The sequence below is a fragment of the Litorilituus lipolyticus genome (assembly GCF_006439335.1).
GTDB lineage: Bacteria > Pseudomonadota > Gammaproteobacteria > Enterobacterales > Alteromonadaceae > Colwellia > Colwellia lipolytica.
On sequence record NZ_SAWY01000005.1, the window covers coordinates 17,671 to 38,239 of the forward strand.

Genomic DNA, 20,569 nt, shown 5'->3' on the forward strand with positions numbered 1-20,569 from the left:
AGAGGAACTATCATGACAACAGAAACTACGGCGTTATCTGACGGTGACATGTCAGGCAAAGATTGGGTCGCTATTTGTCAATTAAGCGATATTGCAAAAAATACCGGGGTGTGTGCTGACTTTAACGGCGAGCAAGTGGCTATTTTTCACTTATTCTCAAAAACACTCGGTGAGCAAAGTGAAGTTAAAGCGGTAGGTAATTACGATCCCTTTGGTAAAGCTAATGTGCTTTCTCGTGGTTTAATTACCGAAAAAGAAAAAAATTATCACATCGCTTCTCCTTTACTAAAACAGGAATTTTGCTTAGCTACAGGACAGTGTTTGCAAGATGAGAGTGTTGTAATTCCAACCTATAATGCACGTGTTAAAGATAACATGGTAGAGCTATGTGCCAAAACCGCTGCAACAGCTGTGGAGGTTTAGTTATGAGTACATCAAAGTTTAGTTTTTGGTCGTTATCACCGAAAATGAAGACCTTGCACTTTAGCTGGGTCGCCTTTTTCATCAGCTTTTTTGTTTGGTTTAACCATGCACCGTTATTAGGGCTTATTGCTGAGTCACTTTCGTTAACTTCAGCACAAATTAAAACCCTACTAATATTAAACGTCGCGTTAACAATTCCTGCGCGCATAATTATTGGTGTGGTCACTGATTTATATGGGCCAAGAAAAACCTATAGCTTGCTCCTTATTATTTGTTCAATTCCGTGTTTTATGTTTGCCATAGGTGATACCTTTGAACAACTGGCATTAGCGCGCTTTTTACTTGGCTTCATTGGTGCAGGTTTTGTCATTGGTATTCGTTTAGTGAGCGAGTGGTTCCCAGCTAATCAACTTGGTTTAGCTGAAGGGATTTACGGCGGTTGGGGCAACTTTGGCTCAGCAGCAGGTGCCATTACTTTGCCTATTATTGCACTGGCCTTTGGTGGCGATGATGGCTGGCGTTATGCCGTGGGTATCACTGGGGTAATTAGCTTCGTATACGGTTTTTTATTCTACTTTGCTGTACGTGATACACCACAAGGAGCAACTTACTTTAAGCCGAAAAGCTCAAAAGCAATGGAAGTTACGAGTGTTGGTGATTTTTACTTATTACTTGTAATGAAGTTACCACTTTTTGGTGCATTAGCATTGCTTAATTGGAAATTATCACCTGCTGGCGTTAGTTTAATTTCGTTCGAATTTAGTATCTTGGTTTATTTAGTGTTAGTGGCGTTATTTATTTATGAAGTTATCGCAGCATATCAGGTAAATAAATCAGTCTTCACCACGAAAGTTGACCCAATTCACCAGTATTCATTTAAGCAAGTGGCGGTACTTAATGTTTTATATTTTGCCACATTTGGTAGTGAATTAGCGGTTGTTTCAATGTTACCGCTGTTTTTTAGTGAAACCTTTGGTCTTGATATTGTCTATGCTGGTTTGCTTGCTTCTAGCTATGCTTTTATGAACTTATTATCGCGTCCATTAGGTGGCTGGATTAGTGATAAATATGGCCGTAAAACAACCTTAGTTATTTTAACGGCAGGTTTAAGTTGTGGTTATGGCGTTATGGCATTAATTAATGGTGAGTGGCCGTTATTTTTAGCTGTTGCGGCGGCTATGTCATGTTCTTTCTTCGTACAAGCTGGTGAAGGGGCTGTATTTGCTGCGGTACCACTTATTAAGCGTCGTTTAACTGGACAAATTGCAGGCATGACAGGTGCTTATGGTAACGTAGGTGCGGTATGCTACTTAACGGTATTATCATTTGTTAGTTACTCAGTATTCTTTGCTGTGATTGCCTTTAGTGCTTTTGTTGGTCTATTAATGCTTTACTTTATGCAAGAGCCAAAAGGGAGCATGGCGGAAATATTACCTGATGGTAGTGTTGAACTGATTAAAGTTAACTAGAGCAAGTTTTTAAAAAGAAGAAATAGCATGGGTAGTAGCGATTTGAAGCAAGTCAAAAGCTTACAAGAAAAAGTAACGTCAATGCGTACAAGTAATAGTGCCAGCCTTGAAGTGACTTTTGGCGGCTACTCATGTCAGGGCGCAAAAGCAGAGAATCAAGATGCTTTTGCGCTGAAAATCAATCAAGGCCAATCTCTTGAACTTAAAGGCCATATTGCGGTTATTGCTGATGGTGTTTCCAGCGCAAACCAAGCCGCAAAAGCCAGTCAAATGAGTGTTTGTCACTTTATTGATGAATACCTAGCAACGCCTGATACTTGGTCGGTACATAAATCTGCCACCAAAGTCATTGCTTCATTGAATAACTGGCTGTTCTCTCAGCAAGTTGTGAGTGATACCAAAGGAGAATTACAACAATGGTTCAGCACATTTTCTGCGGTGATTTTAAAAGGTAATCGCTGTCATTTATTTCATATTGGTGATTGCCAAGTAGCCAAAGTTAATGATGATGGTTATCAAGTACTAACACGAGAACATGCCACGTCTGGCGGCATATTAAATCGCGCTTTAGGCGCAGTCACACATATAGAGATTGATGCCTCTACGTCTGCAATGGCTATTGGCGATATTATTATGCTCAGTTGTGATGGTGTTTATCAATACGTCAAACCAAAACACATAAGAGCGCTACTGAAGTCAACAACTGACTTAGAGCAGGCCAGTAAAGCGATAACAACATTGGCGAGTGAACAAGGCTCACTTGATAATTTAACCTGTTTACTCATTAAAGTAGAGCAACTCCCAAGTCAGCAATTTAACGATTTAGTATTTCATCGTAAGCAGCAAGTGATCCCGCCAGCACTTAACGTCGGGGTTTCTCTAGATCATTTTGAGGTTTTAGACGTATTAGAGCAAACAGCGCGCTCTCATGTATACCTCGCAAAAGATAACCAAGCTCAACGCTTGGTGGTGTTAAAAATGCCTTCGCTAAACTTCATCGATGATGAAGAGTATCTCGCTAACTTTATTAAAGAAGGTTGGTTGGGTGAAAAGCTATCTCATCCAAGTATTATGCAAATTCATCCTTGGCGCATGAGAAGTCAGTTTTTATATCATGTGTGTGAGTATGTTGAGGGACAAACCTTAGCTGCTTGGTTACAAGAAAACCCTAAACCAAGCTTTACCAAAGTGTGTGCTATTGCTGAGCAAATCGTGATTTGTCTTAGAGTATTTCAACGTCATGATGTTGTTCATAGTGATATCAAATTAGATAACTTCATGATAGATGAACATGGCAGAATTAAGCTTATCGATTTTGGCAGTTGTAATGTTGGTGCGTTGGCTGATGAACAAAATAACAACCAACATCAACCACAAGGCACGATAAGTTACAGTGCGCCTGAATTGTTTTACGGACAAAAAAGTAGTCATCAAAGTGAGTTGTTTTCCGTTGCCGTCGTGGTGTATCAGTTATTAACCAATCGCTTACCTTATGGCGAACTCTCACGTGTTGAGCAAGTACCAAAACAGTTTAGTTTGTGGCGTTATCGACCTGTAACGAGCTATCGAAATGATTTACCGACTTGGCTAGACATGGTGTTATCTAAAGGCTTAAATGCTGATCCTAGCATGCGCTACCAACATTACTCAGAATTTATTGGTGATTTAAATAATCGCAATCAAGATAATGTTTTACTGCAAGTAAAAAGACCTCTCATTGAGCGTGATCCCGTTAAATTCTGGCAAGGGGTTAGCGCGATACTCATGGTGATTACTTTGCTGCAACTCTTTTGGTAAGTCATTTTTATCTGTTTAATAAGCCATGAGCTGCACAAATACAACTCAGTGTCTGCACTATTATTGCTCATTCCAATGCTTACTTATTAACGTTGTTTTTCTTTTGTTTGTAAAATCAAGTTGTTACTTGGTTTTATCTCTTGGTATGGGCGTTGCAATCTAACAGTTATGAAGCATAACGTAAGTGCTGACTAGCGATTTGCTAGAAAAAGCATGCAGAGAGATATCATGAGTGAATTAATAATACCCGCCAACATTAATCAAGCGTTAAAGCATAATAACGTAAAGACGACTTGCCCATATTGCGGTGTAGGGTGCGGTGTTACCATCTCTACTAATGAAGAATCTAAGGTGGTTGTTCAAGGTGATAAACAACACCCTGCTAACTTAGGTAATTTATGTATTAAAGGAAAAAATCTGGCTGAGACTATTGATAATAGCAACAGGCTAGTTTCGCCACGAGTAAAGGGACAAACACAAACGTGGTCAAGAGCACTGGATTATGTTGCGAGCAAATTTAATGAAACTATTGCACAACATGGTAAAGAGTCGGTTGCCTTTTATGTATCAGGGCAATTATTAACTGAAGATTACTATGTCGCGAACAAGTTAATGAAAGGTTTTATTGGCTCTGGCAATATCGATACCAACTCAAGACTTTGTATGTCTTCTGCAGTATCAGCGCACAAGAGAGCATTTGGTGAAGACATTGTGCCAACAAACTATGATGACCTTATTCATGCTGACGTTGTGGTTTTAGCGGGTTCTAATTTAGCGTGGTGTCATCCTATTTTATTTCGCCGCTTAAGAGAAGAAAAGGCACGAAGACCTGAGCTTAAAGTGATTGTTATCGACCCTAGAGTTACCGCGTGTGTTGAATTGGCAGATTTACATTTACAAATTAAGGCTGGCTGCGATCTTATTTTATTCAACAGCTTATTAAATTATTTGGCACAGCAAGGTTGCATAGATGTTGAAAAGCTAGCGCAGAGCACTTCAGGTTTACAGCAAGCACTAGACAGTGCACAAGCAGACAGTGAAAAACTCAATGGTATTGGTTTATCAGAGCAAGATATCGAGCAATTTTTTTCCCTGTTTGCTCAACATGACAAAGTCGTGACTGTTTTCTCTCAAGGTATAAACCAATCACGTCAAGGCAGCGACCAAGGTAATGCCATTATTAACTGCCATTTAGCGAGTGATAAAATTGGAAAGTTAGGTAGTGGCCCTTTTTCTATGACTGGACAACCTAATGCCATGGGTGGCAGAGAAGTTGGGGCTTTGGCAAATACTTTAGCTGGTCATATTGAGTTTGAAGATGATGCATTATGCGAAGGGTTAGCTCAATTTTGGCAAACGGATAACCTAGCAACGAAAGCAGGGTTAAAGGCGATAGATTTATTTGATGCAATTGATCAAGGCAAAATAAAAGCGGTCTGGATTATGGCAACCAATCCTTTAGTGAGCTTACCTGATCATGACAAAATCAAGGGTGCATTGCAGAAATGCCCATTAGTGGTAGTGAGTGATTGTGTGGCCAGTAATGACACCCTTGAATATGCCGATGTTATTTTTCCAGCACAAACCTGGGGAGAGAAATCTGGCACAGTGACTAATTCAGAAAGACGTATTTCTCGACAGCGTCCCTTTTTAACACCATTTGGTGAAGCAAAAGCGGATTGGTGGATTATTAGTGAAGTGGCAAAACGCATGGGGTTCTCAAAGGCGTTTAATTTCAAATCACCTAAAGAGATATTTGCTGAACATGCAGGTGTGTCTGGCTTGGCGAACTTGCATAGAAAATCAGCATGTAATATTGAACAAGCGCAAAACTTAAAGTTGTCGGCACAAGCATTATTAAAAGGTTTTGATATTTCTGCATATCAAAACCTATCAGAGCAGCAATATCAACAATGGCTACCTGTGCAGTGGCCACAAGCAAAACAAAGTAGTATTACTTTAAGCGATCAGCGTTTTTTTACAGAGAAACGTTATTTTCACAGTGATGCTAAAGCTCGTTTCATTGCAGTGCAAACAAGCGATTATGGTGAAGATAATGCCACAAGCCATGTGCTACTAGATACCAATAAAAACAAAGAAGTCAGTACAAAAACTTTTACCTTGAATACTGGCAGAAATAGGGACCAATGGCATACGCAAACACGATCGGGTAAATCAGGCACCTTAACCAACCGACATGCTGAACCTGAATTAGCCATTAACCCTAATGATGCTTTAAAGCTAAATATAGAGGGCGGTGATTTAGTTAAGGTAGAAAATGAACGCGGTCAACTGTTGGTGCGTGCACACATAACTGAGCAGCAACGAGCTCATGAAGTTTTCATTCCCATTCATTGGTCAAGCAGTAACTTTACTCAAGGATGTGTAAGTCAGTTAGTTGCGCCGTTGGTTGATAAAGTTTCAGGACAACCTGCCTTTAAACACAGCCAAGTGACTTTAACGGCTAAAAAAGTGAATAGTGAAGCTATGCTCGTGGTAAAAAAGCAAGTCACAAAAGTTTTTGCCCAATATCAGGTTAAGCAAAAAATCGCTGGCGGATATTGTTATCATATTGCCAGTGAATTGAACACAGAATCACTCTATAAATCACTGTGTGACTATGTTGAAGAACATGAGTTGGAACAAGAAAATAATTCAAGCTTAAATGCCAGTGAACCGTTAAAGCAATATTATCGAAAGAGTTACTTACATGATGCCAAGATGTATTGTGCAGTGCTAGTTGGTCGAAAAAAACAGGATTTACCTCATGGCTGGTTAAGTCAATTTTACCAGCAGGCGAGTGAGTTATCAGCTAAACGCAATGTGATCTCTGCTGATATTGAAAGGGTGCAAGCAAAAAAGACCTTTTGCCAATGTTTGAATATTGCCAAAGAAGATATTAACCAAGCGGTAGAGTCTGGCAAGTTAACACTTGCTGATATTCGAAATAAAACTGGTGCAGGCAACGGCTGCGGTAGTTGTATTGGTGATATTGCCTTAATGTTGAATAATCAGGCGCAACAAGTCTTAGAGTAAGTAGCACAAAAGCAAGCGAATATTGATAACTTAATACCAATACCTTGTAGGTGTTAATTAAACCTATGAAATTTTAATACACTATGCCACTTGCTGAAATGAACTTGTTGATTCGTCAAATGGAAAAATAACGGTATTTGTTTCTCCTACATCTGTTATCGGGCAATCTGCCAATGACTTGCTAATGTCTTGACTGTTTTCAGTGTCTACTAATAATAAATGATGGCCTATATCTAACTCATGATCGAATGGGGTTATTCGAAAGTTATGATTTAATACACCAATAAAGGCACCTGAGAAAAAGCCTAATATTATTGGGCTTGTCAAAATAGTCAGTAATATCATTTGTCGAACTGGGAGTGTGATATCCCAAAAGGGAGCTTGGCATGCAGCGACGACGAAAAACATGATACCTAAGGTTAGCCCATATACTATACCTTGTTCAGCCCCACGAATTATATCGCTCTTAAGGATGAAGTTTGCAGGATGCAAATGATGCTCCTTTAAGCCACGGCTATTCTTGCTAATAACATGAATATTATTATCTTTAATATCTAGTTCGTTATGGAGCACTGCTACCGTATGATCTAAGGCATCCAAAGTGTCGGCTAAGTAGTATTTCCGTTTCATAGTAAGCCTCCTGTACTAAATGATGTAATAACTCTTTTTAGTCCTGTTCATTTTAACTAATCTGAGCAAAAGGTTTTTCTCTGATAGTGAAATTAACGTAATATTTGTAAGGAGTAAGTGTAGTACAAATAATAATGATTACCCTTTATTTTTGGGTGGGAGTTGGTTAAATTTTAGTCGTTTTTGCGCTATGAAATACTTGTTAGTTATATACGGGTAAAAGTCGATAATAGTTAATTTACTGAATTGGCATAATCATCTATTCCGATGTTATGACAGTTCTTTTGATCGCTTTTTATATGAATATTGCTATTTCAATTACAATTACACTACTTCAACTAAACTGATTATATATTCTGTACAATTAGCAAATACTTAACTTTTAGGCCATTCTTTAGGTTGGGTAATAAGTTAATAGCTATGTTGAGCTAAGTATCGTTAAGCCAAACTCATAAGCTGTTCATTAAATACACCAAAAATGAGATAAGAAACCGTTGAGCTCATCAGAATTAAATAAACTTAAAGAAGAAAATAGGCAACTTAAAGCACAGGTAGAGAATCTATCTAATCAAAGAGACAAATATCAAAAACTGTTTGAAGTTTCTGCGGATGCGCTGTCTATATTAAATTTAGATACCGGCAAGTTTATAGAGTGTAATCAATCAGCTATTGATATGCATGGTGTTGATAGTGAAGATAATTTTTTAAATTTATCCCCAGGAGAACTTTCTCCAAAGTTTCAACCTTGTGGTGGTGCTTCAGAGGCAATGGCGATTGATCGAATTACCAAAGCCTTTACAGATGGTCCTCAAATTTTTCAATGGACGCACTCACGTTTAGATGGCTCTACCTTTCCTTGTTTAGTCTCATTAACTGCTTTACCGTCTAAAACTAATAATTTGATTTTAGCGATAGGGAGAGATATCACTGAACTAATTGAGTATCAGGAACAGCTCTCAAGCTCTAATAAAGCAAAATCAATATTTTTAGCGAATATGAGTCATGAATTAAGAACACCGATGACGACAGTATTAGGTTATACCGAACTGTTGTTAGAAGATAAGTTGTTAAGTGATTCTACTCGTGAAACCTGTGATAAAATTAAATCTGCTACGACATCATTACTTCATATTATCAATGAAATTTTGGATATGTCTAAGCTGGAATCTGGCAAGTTAGTCCTTGAATATATGAACTTTGATTTTAGATTTCTTGTACATGAAGTCATCAATATTTTTGATAATAAAAGAAAAAATGAAGCAGACATTGATTGGCAGCTGACAATTGATCCTAACATTCCTACGGGTATTCGTTCCGATCCAACTCGCCTTAAGCAAGTACTTTTTAACTTGCTTGGTAATGCTCAAAAATTTACTAAAAAAGGAAGTATCTCTATAGCATGTGAAGTCATTCACAGCATAGATAAAGCTGCTCATATACAAGTGTCAATAACGGATACAGGGATAGGTATTAGTGATGAAGTAAAAGATAAGATCTTCGATCCTTTTAGCCAAGCCGATTCATCAATGTCTCGAAAATATTCAGGTACGGGATTAGGACTGCCTATTTCTAAAAATATTGTTGAGCTGTTAGGAGGCGATATTACTGTGGAAGGTGAGCAGGGCAAAGGTTCGACTTTTTATTTTACCTTCCCGCTGGTTGAAGCAGATGGCGCCGTTAATTATCCACAGAAAAAACTTTCAGCAGGAAGTTTTATTGCCACTAGATCGCTTAACATTCTTTTTGCTGAAGATAATAGGATAAATCAAGCTTTAGTTAAGAAGATACTTAACGGGTACGGCCATCAAATTGATCTTGCTGATAACGGCCTGCTAGCTATTGAGGCTAATGCTAAAAAAGACTATGACCTGATACTGATGGATATACGGATGCCAGAAATGGATGGTATTGAGGCGACATCTCGTATTAGAAAGCAACAAGATGAAAAATCAAATATACCGATAATAGCCCTCTCTGCGGATGCGATGAAAGATAATGTAAGTGACTATTTAGAAGCCGGAATGAATGCTTTCTCAAGTAAACCATTTGATTGGCCTCAGTTATTATTACTAATCAACCAAGTTTTAGCTGAAAAAGTCCATTGTGTGGAAAACAATGAAGCTGCAAAATGATGCTAAATATTATGGTGCATGTTAGGGGGATAAGTAATTTCGCTGTTATTCCACATTGGTTAACTTGTATAGGTCTTTACCATTTTTCTAGAAGATCAGAGACATTCTTTTTAGGCGTTTTGGCTATTTTTTGGATTAATTCAAATGGGACCGATGATTGGTTAATCTGCTGTTGAATATTGTCGAGCATAACTAGCCATAATTTAGCCGTCATTTCTGCATCAAATAACGCTCTATGAAAGTTACCTTCACTGGCGATATTCATAAAATTAACCAAGGTACCTAATTGATGATTTGGTGCGTTAGTGTTTATACGTCTAGATACTAATAATGAGCAGGCAAATTCTCCTGAGTAGCACTGTGCTATATGGCTAAATTCAGCATCGAGAAATTTTTTATCAAAAGAAGCATTATGGGCAAGTAAGTTATCATCGCCGATGAAGTCAGCGAAATCATTCATAACCTCATGGCAAGGAGGGGCACTTTGCAACATGTGATTAGTAATACCAGTATAGTTTTCAATAAAGTTATTTATTCGAAATCCTGGATTCATTAGTGATTGAAATTTTTCGGTAATTTTACCGTTTTCTATTTTTACTGCGCCAATTTCAATGGCTCTATCACCATTGTCAGGTGATAAGCCCGAGGTTTCAAAATCTAGTACAATTAGTGAATTTGCATTGTTGTTCATAGTCGTTAACTTTCATTGATGATTTCGCAATAGTTTAACGGCTTAATAACAGATTCATAGCCCTGTAAGGTGAATAACACACTTATTAACAGTAAAGTTTTAGTAGAAACTTGCTATTAAAGAGTAAGTAAGGGATAACTAAATCTTTTGAGTTAGGTAAAAGGTAATAGGGCATTAAGTGGTAGCAGATATTTTGGCAGGACCGATTTTACGTCGGTTAACTGAGCAACAGTTGGTACTTTGGTGGGTTAGTCCATACCAGGTGAGTGGTGACTTTCATTGTTATATTGATGATAAGCAAGTGCTTAGTGTGTCATTATCGCCTGAAAGTGTTACGACCTTTCGAGCAGGCGAAAAAGCCTATGTGCATCTACTCGATATTGCGATTGATTTACCTGCAGAAACCTATATTGAATATGACTTGTTGTTAAAAGGCGAGACTGAAAGTGAAGTTAAGCGACTTGCTGATATGAATCCTAACCTTTGCTATCCAGGTAAAAATCGACCTTCATTTATTATTCAAGACAGAATTAATAATTTACTACATGGCTCTTGTCGAAACCCACACCACCCCAGTGCAGATAGTTTATTAGCGGGCGATGAGAAAGTTGCTAAAACTCTACATGACAGGCAAGAGCGCCCAGCATTGTTGATGATGTCGGGTGATCAAATTTATGCTGATCATGTCGCGGGTAGTATGTTATTTGCTATTCATCAGGTAATAGCGCTGCTTGGATTAAACCATGAATCATTTACTGGCAGCGACTTAAAAGATAGTGAGCAGCTATATCAAATGAGCGAGCAATATTTTCATCGAGAAAATATTTTGCCACAAAGTAAACTTGCCAGCTCGTGGTATAAACCTAATGCGTCTCAAGCTATTTTTACCTCAACATATGCTCACAACCATTTAATGACCTTTGCTGAAAGCTTCGCTATGTATCTTTTAGTTTGGTCACCTTCTTTGTGGCAGCATATTAAACTTGAGGGTTTTACTGTCGATGCCAAAAACCAAGCATTGCACCAACAAGAGGTGTCAGCTTTAAAACAATTCATTGCGGGTTTAGCTAAGGTACAACGGTTGTTGGCACATATACCTTGTTATATGATCTTTGATGATCATGATGTAACTGATGATTGGAATTTAACAGCTCAATGGGAGCAAGCGGCTTATCAAGATCCTTTAGCTAAACGTATTATAGGTAATACCTTAATGGCGTACTGGTTATGCCAAGGATGGGGTAATGATCCTATACGTTTTAAAGGAGATTTTTGGCAAAAAGCTGATGCTTACCAGAAAACCCCAAAGATAGAACAACATGATGACTTCATTGATTATTTATATGATTTTTCTCACTGGCAATATACATTAGATAGTAACCCTAAATTAGTGGTGATTGATTCAAGAACGCGGCGTTGGCGCTCTGAACATGCTCTTGATGATCCTTCTGGTCTTATGGACTGGGAAGCAATGTGTGAATTGCAGCAGGAGTTAATTGGTCAGCAAGCAATTATATTAGTTTCACCGGCCCCTATTTTTGGTGTGAAAGTTATTGAAACCATTCAACGGGTGGCGACATTGCTAGGTCATCCATTAGCAGTAGATGCTGAAAATTGGATGGCGCATCCGGGCTCTGCCAGTACTATGCTTAATATTTTCAAACACCCGAAAACACCTCAGCATTTTGTTATTTTATCTGGGGATGTACATTATTCCTTTGCTTATGATGTGGAGTTACGCTTTCGCCATTTTTCACCAAAAATTTGGCAAATTACTTCCAGCGGTATTAAAAATCAATTTCCACAACCTTTGATCAGCATTTTGGATAAATTAAATCGTTGGTTTTATGGGCCATATTCACCGTTAAACTTTTTCACTAAGCGCCGTTCAATGAAAATAACGGCAAGAAAAATTCAAGGCATGGGTCACAAGCGCTTAATTGAAAAAAGTGGTTTAGGCTATGTTGAGTTAAATGACGATGGATCGCCTAAATATATTTGCGATTTGCATTGTGATGGTAGTAAAACAGAGTTTAGTGAAAGTTCTGAAGAGATGTTGCCCTAAGCAAACATTAGAGCAACAGGTAATTAGAGACAGTGTAAAGGCTACTTTTTCGGTAACATTCTCAACAAGGTGTCATCTTTTTGAACATAATGGTGTACTAGAGCCGCTATGGCATGAAGTCCTATAAGGTAATAACCTATTTCTCCTACAGTTTCGTGCAGCTCTTCAATTGATTCAGCTAATTCTTTATTGGTGTCAATTAATGGCGGTAACTCTAAGCCAAAAAAAGGGACAGGCTTACCTTCAGCACTTAAAATCAACCAACCAGCAATGGGCATTGCTATCATAAAAACATATAGCATAAGGTGAGCAGCTTTAGCACCAAGCTCTTGCACAGCGGTTAATGGTGGCATTATTTTTGGCGTTACTTGGCTGAACCTTAAGTAAACGCGTGCGGTCATTAATGCCAACACTAATAAACCTAACATGAAGTGCCACATTTTAAATAAATCGCGCAGCTCAGTGCCTTTTTCAAACAGTTGACGCCCTTCAATAGAAGCAAAGACTAAAACCATTAGAAATACCATTAACCAGTGCATTTTTATAGAAAGGCTACCGTAACGATGCTCAGTATTTTTCCAGCTCATGCTAACCTCCTGTAACCAAATAGATAAACAACTTGGTATCGTATTTAATTATAGTTACTTTTGTTTAGGAACGAATGTATTGGCAATATCAGCAATGTCATCCACACTTTTTTCTAGCTGTAGCATTTGTTCTGCGACAACATCAGTTTCTGTCCAAGTTTGCTCAGTGCTGGTCGATATTTGAGTAATATGGTTATGAATTTCATCTGATACACAGGATTGCTCTTCAGCTGCAGTCGCAATTTGTGCAGCAGCGTGACTAATATTTTGCACTTTCTCAACGATTTGATCTATTTTTTGATGAGAATCTTCAGCACTTTCAACACAAAAAACAGCTTGGTTTTTATTTTGATTCATTAACTCAACCCATTGTGCGATGGTATCAAGCATAGCGGTTAAGCGTTGATGGATTTTTTCTGCAGACTCCTGAGTTCTTGAAGATAAACTACGTACTTCATCAGCAACAACAGCGAAACCTCGACCATGTTCACCAGCACGAGCTGCTTCAATAGCGGCATTTAATGCCAGTAAATTAGTTTGATCTGCAATGGATTGAATATCTTCCATTAACTCACCAACACTGTTAGCAGATTGCGTTAACGTGTCTGCTGAGCTTGATGCTTCTTCAACAGCATCGGCAAGTTCCTTAATTTTATTTGTGGTGACGTGTATTCCTTGCTGAGAGTGTTCACAGTGCTCGAAAGTCACTTCAAGTTCTCCTGCTGCATTAACAGTATTCTCAGCTATTTCTTTGGTTGACGCTTGCATTTGATTCATCGCGACACTCAGTTGCTCTAGCTCAGACTTTTGTTGAGCTAATGTAGTTCGCGTTGAGTTGAGCCCTTGGCTGACTTTAGCCATGACATGCTTAATAGGGCTGGCTGTATCTAGAGTACGTTCGATTATCGCTTTGATTTTAGTCTTCATCATATTGAAGTTAAAATCAAAAATACTGGCAGTACCTTTACCAAAGTATATTTTTCGAGAGATGGAATCAAACATACTTTGCATTTTTTGTGCACGTATTGCTGTGGGGATTATATCAGACCAAAATACCAGAATTGGCGCGATAGCACTCAGGGCGGCAATAATTGAAACAGAGAGTCCAAACTCAGTAAATATAAAGCCTTGAGCGATAAGGGACAACAATACCAGAAAGGAAAATTTGTGATTTTTGGTTAATTCGAAAGTCGCCCATTTACTTTGGTTATTGATGGCTTGATATATATCTTTTGCATTTTGGGCTAAAACAGGTTGTGCTGCCTTACTTATGCATTGGTAACCAATAATAGTACCTTTACTGTATTGAGGTGTCATAAAAGCATCTAACCAAATACTTTGGCCATTTTGATTTTTTATGTGTAAAAGGCCTTGCCAAGAGAAGCCTTGGGCTAATGTAAAAGATAACTCCTCTAGTACTACTTTGGGCATGTCTGAATGCGTTAACCGTCGAGTATCTGTACCTAATAAATCGGTTTCTTGATAACCCGTTATTTGGCAATAGGCATCATTAACATAAGTATAATTTCCGTTTAAATCGGTTACGGAAATAAATTGTTCATTACTCGACGACATAATTATTACACCACTTTAAGTGAACTGCCTGAAAAACTACCACAAGATAACAGGCAATTATTTTTATTATTTTGATCTATATCGACAGTCAGTGTGAATTATTAATAAAAACATTGAAGAAAATTATACTTTGAAGCTGTGAGTAGAGCTCAAAGTATAATTTATTGATTAGAAGCTGTAAGCAACGCCTAGAGAGATGTTTGTATCTAGCCAAAATGAGCCATTAAAATAGGCAAAACATGTTCCTGACTGACAAAATAATTGTTCATCTTCATCCACTAGAGTGGCATAAGCTCGCACTTCGGTAATAAAGCTGAGGTTATCAGAGATATTATGGCGAGTACCAATAGCCGTTGTTAAAGAAAAGTAAGTCGCATTATCATAATCACTATTAAAATGTGCAGCGCCTACGCCTACACCAAAAGTTGTTATATAACTGGGCTCTTCAATAAAAGTTACGCCACTGAAGTGTGTGTAAAGAGTGTCAAAGTCGTGAGAGGTTCCTGTACTATCGGTAAAGTCTCGATTTACGTAATTAATGAGTACTTGCCCTTGCCCTTGGCTTGGCTTTCGTTGGCTTGATGTTTCTTGCCAAGCGAGTGCTAGAGAGAAGTTTGCATTATTGCTTACAGACGAATCCCCAGATCTTTCTGCATTAACTAAATCTGGGCTGTAGGTGTAGCCAAGCATAGGAGTTATTTCAAACTCAGTGCTATGAGCTAAGTTGCTAGATGAAATCATTAAAGGAAAAAGAAAACTGCTAACCACGGTTAGTGGTGATAACTTAATACTTTTTTGAGGGTAAGAACGCATGGTAATGAGATCCTCGAAAAGGTTAAGTAAATAAGGTATTGATTTTAACGTACACTCTAAACCTAGTTAGAACATGAACAAAGTGCAAGTTATAACTAGGGCTTTTATTGTCTAATTTATTGTCTAATTTATTGTCTAATCTACTATTTTTTGTTGTAGCTCATAAAAGCGTACTTAAGATCTATTAAATTATTATTAAAAATTATTTATAAACGTGGAGTACTTCTTCAAAAAGGGCTTTTATTAACTCGCCACCCAGCTGGTTACTGCTATAGCCTTGAGTTTTTCCAATATCGTTGAATGTTATGTTGTTGAAACTTTTTTTACTGACGGTTCCTTGATTAAAGATCGCAACATGTAAGCGATTAATCGTGATGTTTTTAACGATTATTTTGTTTTTAATTTTTTTGCGGCCAGAGGAGGTTTTCTTCGCTTGCTTAGCTTCAATTGCTGCAGCTGTTTCTACTCTTTCACTACTTGCCTTAGTATTTTGTGAGGCTAATGCGGCATTGCGTTCAGGATGTTGTGCAGCATAATTTCTCGCGCTGATCTCGGGGTAATTTAATGGAAAATCTTTGGCTAGCGTTGCTGTTGCTCGTTGTAATAGCATTGCAATATTACTGGTACTGTTTTGGTATTCAACATTCACTGTTATGTTATCAATCGTTAAGTTTTCAACCACGGTTAAGTTAGCAGTTTGCACTGCATCAACCGATGCTATTTGTGCCGTTGCTTGGTCGATAACCAGTGCATAAGTCTGAGTAAAGCCGTTGATATTTTCTACTTTTAAGTTAGTAAAATCCGCAACTAAAGTGTTTGGAGAAAATTCAGCTTTATTCAAGGTTGTTGTTTGGCCAGTGTAATATTTGCCTTGTAATTGAACTTGGCTTTTTAAATATTGATTTAAAGAACCATTGGCTAAAAACCATAACATACTACTGAAAAATAATAACAGCGCGAACGCTAACACAGCTAGTTTATTCACAAGGGAGATCTCATTTGCGGTCAATGCCTTGTATTTTAAGCTAAGTTGACCTCTGGGTAAATGCACTCAAGTCAATGTTGCGTTATAGTATATTTGTCCAACACACTTTGTTTTAGAGAAGTTTTATGTCGAATGATCAAACAATTACCAGCCGATTACCCTTACTTACCATTTTAATTGTGCTTATCGGCTTGGTTGTTTATTTACAATGGCCAGCGAGTGAACAACAACGCAAATCTTATAAGCGTATTGTTGCGGTAAAAAATGCAACAGTCGCTATGGCAGAGTTTATTGATAGTGTTGAAGGAGTTGGTACTGCGCGGGCCAATGAACAAGTATTAATTACCAGTAAATATTCAGATTTAGTGGAAGAAGTATTCTTCCAAGATGGGCAAATTGTTAAACGCGGCGATGTATTAGTGCGTTTAAATAATCAAGAAGAATTAGCTAAAGTAAAAGAGTTGGAAGCCAATTTGTCAGAATCGGTTGCTCAGCTGAATCGTCTTTCTGAACTTTTGACCACTAAAGCCACCTCAAAATCGATTGTTGATCAACAAGAAGCAAAAACCAAAGCGATTAGCGCTCAATTACTGAGTGCAAGAACAAAGCTTGATGAACTGACCATTAAAGCGCCTTTCTCAGGTATGTTAGGTTTTCGAGAAATTAGTCGAGGCGCATATATCAATGCTGGTAGTGTGATTACTAGTTTAGATGATGTTTCCACAATTAAAGTTGATTTTACTTTACCAGAAAGACTGTTGACCAAAATCCATGTAGGCCAGAAAATTTCAGCACGAAACAGTGCTTATAAAAATATTAAATTTATTGGTGAAATAACGTCCATTGATAGCCGTATTGATGCCAGTACGCGTAGCATTAAAGTAAGAGCTGAGCTGCCTAATGATAATTTGAAGTTGCGCCCAGGAATGATGCTTAATATACAAGTGGTGTTGCTTGTTGAGAAATTATTGCAATTGCCGGAAAGCACTATTATTCCCATTGAAGATAAGCATTATGTCTTTGTCATTGAAGATGATGTTGCAACACGTAAAGAAGTCTCTATTGGACGCAGGCAGCCAGGAATTGTTGAAATATTATCGGGTGTTAATCAAGGTGAACAAGTGGTCGTTGAGGGGGCTTTAAAGCTTCGAGATGGCGCTAACGTAAAAGTATTGGAAGTCGATGGTGTTGCAGTTCAAGCACCAGAGCAGAGTGAAGGGAGCAAAGCGTAGTGATTTTATCTGATCTTTCAGTTAAGCGACCTGTCTTTGCCACAGTTATCAATTTATTGATTATTACCTTTGGTATTGTGGCTTTTTTAATGTTGCCTTTACGTGAATACCCTGACATTGATCCACCAGTTGTCAGTATTACTACCTCATACCCTGGGGCCTCTGCTGCGATAGTTGAGACCAAGATTACCCAAGTACTAGAAGATAGAATTAGTGGTGTTGAAGGTGTTAAAACTATTAATTCAAACAGCCGTGTTGGTCGTTCAAATATCACCATTGAGTTTGACTTAAGTCGTGATATTGATGCCGCAACTAATGATGTGCGCGATAGAATTTCAAGGGCCTTAAGAAGTTTGCCAGAGCAGGCTGATCCGCCGCAAGTGTTTAAAGCGAATGATGATGAAAGTGTTATTGTGTGGTTTGTACTGCAAAGTGACACTATGTCTACCCTTGAGTTAACGGATTATGCTAATCGCTATATTGTTGATCGATTTGCCGTGGTAGATGGTGTTGCTAGGGTACAAGTGGGTGGTGGTCGAACCTATGCCATGAAAATATTACTTAATCGCACTGCCATGGCCGCACGCAATGTTACGGTTGATGATATTGAAAGTACTTTACGTGATGAAAATATAGAGTTACCTGCGGGTAAAGTTGAGTCAATTGATAGAGATTTTTCTATCAGAGTTGAGCGCAGTTATTTAACTGAACGTGATTTTGCTGAGATGGTGATTACACGTTCTAAAGATAACTCGTTAGTACGCTTAGGTGATGTTGCGCAAGTATTTGTTGGCGCACAAGATGATGAAAACATGTTCCGCGGTAATGGTAAGAACATGGTAGGGCTTGGGGTCATTAAACAGTCTAAGGCTAACACTTTAGAAGTGGTAAAAGCGGCTCGCAAAGAAATGTTAGATATTCGTGAAGGTTTGCCTTTAGGGACAACCATAACCAATAGTTATGACTCTTCTGTATTTATTCAAGGCTCTATTGATGAAGTCTATAATACCCTCATTATAGCGATGTTAATGGTTATTCTGGTTATCTTTTTATTCTTAGGTAATGTCAGGGCAACTTTAATTCCTGCGGTTACGGTACCCGTTGCCCTCATTGGCTCTATGATGGCATTATCTTGGTTTGGTTTTTCTATTAACTTATTGACTCTATTAGCTTTAGTATTAGCAATTGGCTTGGTTGTTGATGACTCTATTGTGGTGTTGGAAAACATTTATCGTAGAATAGAGAATGGAGAAACGCCGTTACTTGCTGCTTATCATGGTGGTCGGGAAGTCGCCTTTGCCGTGGTAGCAACCACCTTAGTGCTTGTTGCGGTATTTGTTCCTTTAGTATTTCTATCGGGTAATGTTGGCCGGCTGTTTACCGAGTTTGCCATTGCTATTGCGGCAGCTGTAGTTTTCTCAAGTTTAACGGCATTGTCGCTAACGCCAATGATGTGTTCAAAAATGTTAAAGCATAGAGAGCGTAGTTCCTCATTTGGACAAAAACTTGATAAAGCGTTTGCCAAATTTGAAGCAGCTTATGGCCGTGCATTAAGTAAAAGCATTCACCAACCATTTACGATTATTGCGATATTAGGTTTAGCGCTATTTGCTGTGCAGCTATTGTTTCAACAACTGCCTACGGAATACACGCCAAAAGAAGATCGCGGCAATATGTTCTTGATCATGCAAGGGGCGGAAGGCGCAAGCTATGAAAACAATGTTAAAAACATGCAGAAGATAGAAGAAAAGCTCCTAGCGTATCAACAGCGTGGCGATTTAGATCGTGTCATTGTCAGAGTACCTGGTTTTGGCGGTACCGGTGGTATTGCTATTTTAGGTATGCCAGATTGGGGCGAGCGTAATATTGGCACCTTTGAGTTTATTAAACGCATTAATGGTGAATTGCGCAGTATTACTGATGTGAGAGCATTCGCCATGATGCGTCGTGGCATAGGTGGCGGCGGTGGTAGTAATGCCCCAGTATCTTTTGTACTACAAGGTAATACTTATAGTGAGTTAGCAAGGTGGCGCGATATTGTAATAAAAGAAGCGCAAAAGAACCCTAATTTATCAGCGATTAATAGCGATTATAAAGAAACTTATCCGCAGTTAATGGTGAAGATTGATCGCGACCGAGCGTACGATTTAGGCGTACCTGTAGGTGATATCGCCAAAACGTTAGAAACTATGTTAGGGCAACGACGAGTGACAACATTTGTTGATCGTGGTGAGGAATATGATGTGGTGGTTGAAGGAGATGAAAGCCAATATACTAGCCCAACGGATATTGATAATGTTTATGTGCGTTCTCGTACAACAAATAAATTAATCCCATTAGCTAATTTGTTAACGGTCACTGAAAATGCCACATCTTCACGATTAAATCGTTATAACCGCTTACGTAGTATCACTATTACAGCTAATTTAGCTGATGGATATGCGCTAGGTGATGCGTTAGATTTTCTTAACGATATTGTCGATAGCCAACTCCCTGAAGAAGTACAAATTGATTATAAAGGGCAATCTTTATTACTTAAAGATTCAGGCAATTCAATGTTAATGATTTTCCTGCTGGCTTTATTGATTACCTATTTGGTGTTATCAGCTCAGTTTGAAAGCTTTATTCACCCATTCGTTATTTTATTAACGGTTCCTCTTGCCTTAGTAGGAGCTCTAGCAGGTTTAGAGTTTATGGGGATGAGTTTAAATATTTATAGTCAAATTGGTATTGTAATGTTAATCGGTTTAGCGGCTAAAAATGGTATTTTAATTGTTGAGTTTGCCAACCAATTGCGTGATAAAGGTGTTGAATTTGAACAGGCGTTAATTCAAGGTGCTCAACAACGGTTACGCCCAATAGTGATGACAACCTTTACAACAGTAACCAGCGCCATTCCATTAGTATTAGCTTCAGGGCCGGGGGCTGAAAGTCGCATGGTTATTGGTGTAGTAATTTTTGCAGGGGTTTCTTTAGCGAGTGTATTCACTTTGTTTATTGTCCCCGGTGCTTACTACTGGCTATGCCGTAATACAGGCTCTCCTGAAGCCATTGCTAATGAAATAGAGAAAGCAGAGCAAGCTAAGGTCGCCTCAAATTAAAAAGCAGAGTAAATAAAAAAAGGCTGTTATCAC

The 20,569-nt window shown here is 38.4% G+C and carries 14 protein-coding genes; 8 read left to right on the top strand and 6 right to left on the bottom strand.

The features are described from left to right. Nucleotides 1–12: 12 nt before the first annotated feature. The 4 genes from nirD (at nt 13) to EPA86_RS02620 (ending at nt 6,725) form a co-directional block, all read left to right on the top strand. The gene (gene nirD, locus EPA86_RS02605; protein WP_246058221.1) at nt 13–423 is read left to right on the top strand and encodes a nitrite reductase small subunit NirD; all 411 of its coding nucleotides are present in this window, start codon (nt 13–15) and stop codon (nt 421–423) included. A 2-nt stretch (nt 424–425) separates the two neighbouring features. Next, on the top strand, nt 426–1,892 hold the full coding sequence (locus tag EPA86_RS02610) for a NarK family nitrate/nitrite MFS transporter (protein ID WP_140601606.1): 1,467 nt from the start codon (nt 426–428) through the stop codon (nt 1,890–1,892). Between the two features lie 27 nt (nt 1,893–1,919). Next, entirely contained in the window at nt 1,920–3,689 is a 1,770-nt protein-coding gene (locus EPA86_RS02615; protein ID WP_140601608.1) for a bifunctional protein-serine/threonine kinase/phosphatase, read from the top strand. Nucleotides 3,690–3,917: 228 nt separating this feature from the next. After that, entirely contained in the window at nt 3,918–6,725 is a 2,808-nt protein-coding gene (locus EPA86_RS02620) for a nitrate reductase (RefSeq protein ID WP_170309550.1), read from the top strand. 81 nt (nt 6,726–6,806) lie between these two features. On the opposite strand, the gene EPA86_RS02625 is transcribed toward EPA86_RS02620, so the two are convergent. After that, on the bottom strand, nt 6,807–7,355 hold the full coding sequence (locus tag EPA86_RS02625) for a hypothetical protein (protein ID WP_140601612.1): 549 nt from the start codon (nt 7,353–7,355) through the stop codon (nt 6,807–6,809). 494 nt (nt 7,356–7,849) lie between these two features. On the opposite strand from EPA86_RS02625, the gene EPA86_RS02630 reads away from it, so the two are divergent. Further along, the gene (locus tag EPA86_RS02630) at nt 7,850–9,487 is read left to right on the top strand and encodes an ATP-binding protein (RefSeq protein ID WP_140601614.1); all 1,638 of its coding nucleotides are present in this window, start codon (nt 7,850–7,852) and stop codon (nt 9,485–9,487) included. A gap of 76 nt (nt 9,488–9,563) precedes the next feature. On the opposite strand, the gene EPA86_RS02635 is transcribed toward EPA86_RS02630, so the two are convergent. After that, nucleotides 9,564–10,178 carry a 3'-5' exonuclease gene (locus EPA86_RS02635; protein WP_140601615.1) on the bottom strand — a complete coding sequence of 205 codons (615 nt, stop codon included), beginning with the start codon at nt 10,176–10,178 and terminating at the stop codon, nt 9,564–9,566. A 178-nt stretch (nt 10,179–10,356) separates the two neighbouring features. On the opposite strand from EPA86_RS02635, the gene EPA86_RS02640 reads away from it, so the two are divergent. Continuing rightward, nucleotides 10,357–12,243: an alkaline phosphatase D family protein gene (locus tag EPA86_RS02640; RefSeq protein WP_140601617.1), complete on the top strand. Its 1,887-nt coding sequence runs from the start codon at nt 10,357–10,359 to the stop codon at nt 12,241–12,243. 41 nt (nt 12,244–12,284) lie between these two features. On the opposite strand, the gene EPA86_RS02645 is transcribed toward EPA86_RS02640, so the two are convergent. From EPA86_RS02645 to EPA86_RS02660, 4 genes are all read right to left on the bottom strand, one after another. Then, entirely contained in the window at nt 12,285–12,830 is a 546-nt protein-coding gene (locus EPA86_RS02645; protein WP_140601619.1) for a cytochrome b, read from the bottom strand. 54 nt (nt 12,831–12,884) lie between these two features. Continuing rightward, nucleotides 12,885–14,405, bottom strand: a complete 1,521-nt coding sequence (locus EPA86_RS02650) for a methyl-accepting chemotaxis protein (RefSeq protein ID WP_140601621.1) — start codon at nt 14,403–14,405, stop codon at nt 12,885–12,887. Nucleotides 14,406–14,573: 168 nt separating this feature from the next. Next, nucleotides 14,574–15,218, bottom strand: a complete 645-nt coding sequence (locus EPA86_RS02655) for a hypothetical protein (protein WP_140601623.1) — start codon at nt 15,216–15,218, stop codon at nt 14,574–14,576. Between the two features lie 202 nt (nt 15,219–15,420). Continuing rightward, nucleotides 15,421–16,203, bottom strand: coding sequence for a hypothetical protein (locus EPA86_RS02660; protein ID WP_140601625.1), 783 nt, complete (start codon nt 16,201–16,203; stop codon nt 15,421–15,423). Nucleotides 16,204–16,328: 125 nt separating this feature from the next. Between EPA86_RS02660 and EPA86_RS02665 the strand changes: the two genes are divergently transcribed. Together EPA86_RS02665 and EPA86_RS02670 are read left to right on the top strand one after the other, a co-directional pair. Next, nucleotides 16,329–17,435 (top strand): efflux RND transporter periplasmic adaptor subunit, encoded by a 1,107-nt coding sequence (locus EPA86_RS02665; protein ID WP_140601627.1) that lies wholly within the window; start codon nt 16,329–16,331, stop codon nt 17,433–17,435. After that, nucleotides 17,435–20,536, top strand: coding sequence for an efflux RND transporter permease subunit (locus EPA86_RS02670; protein WP_140601629.1), 3,102 nt, complete (start codon nt 17,435–17,437; stop codon nt 20,534–20,536). Before EPA86_RS02665 ends, EPA86_RS02670 begins: the two co-directional genes overlap by 1 nt. Nucleotides 20,537–20,569: the final 33 nt, after the last annotated feature.

Coding starts and splice junctions, on each gene's coding strand:
- nirD (WP_246058221.1), top strand. CDS start 13: ATGACAACAGAAACTACGGCGTTATCTGACGGTGACATGTCAGGCAAA.
- EPA86_RS02610 (WP_140601606.1), top strand. CDS start 426: ATGAGTACATCAAAGTTTAGTTTTTGGTCGTTATCACCGAAAATGAAG.
- EPA86_RS02615 (WP_140601608.1), top strand. CDS start 1,920: ATGGGTAGTAGCGATTTGAAGCAAGTCAAAAGCTTACAAGAAAAAGTA.
- EPA86_RS02620 (WP_170309550.1), top strand. CDS start 3,918: ATGAGTGAATTAATAATACCCGCCAACATTAATCAAGCGTTAAAGCAT.
- EPA86_RS02625 (WP_140601612.1), bottom strand. CDS start 7,355: ATGAAACGGAAATACTACTTAGCCGACACTTTGGATGCCTTAGATCAT.
- EPA86_RS02635 (WP_140601615.1), bottom strand. CDS start 10,178: ATGAACAACAATGCAAATTCACTAATTGTACTAGATTTTGAAACCTCG.
- EPA86_RS02645 (WP_140601619.1), bottom strand. CDS start 12,830: ATGAGCTGGAAAAATACTGAGCATCGTTACGGTAGCCTTTCTATAAAA.
- EPA86_RS02650 (WP_140601621.1), bottom strand. CDS start 14,405: ATGTCGTCGAGTAATGAACAATTTATTTCCGTAACCGATTTAAACGGA.
- EPA86_RS02655 (WP_140601623.1), bottom strand. CDS start 15,218: ATGCGTTCTTACCCTCAAAAAAGTATTAAGTTATCACCACTAACCGTG.
- EPA86_RS02665 (WP_140601627.1), top strand. CDS start 16,329: ATGTCGAATGATCAAACAATTACCAGCCGATTACCCTTACTTACCATT.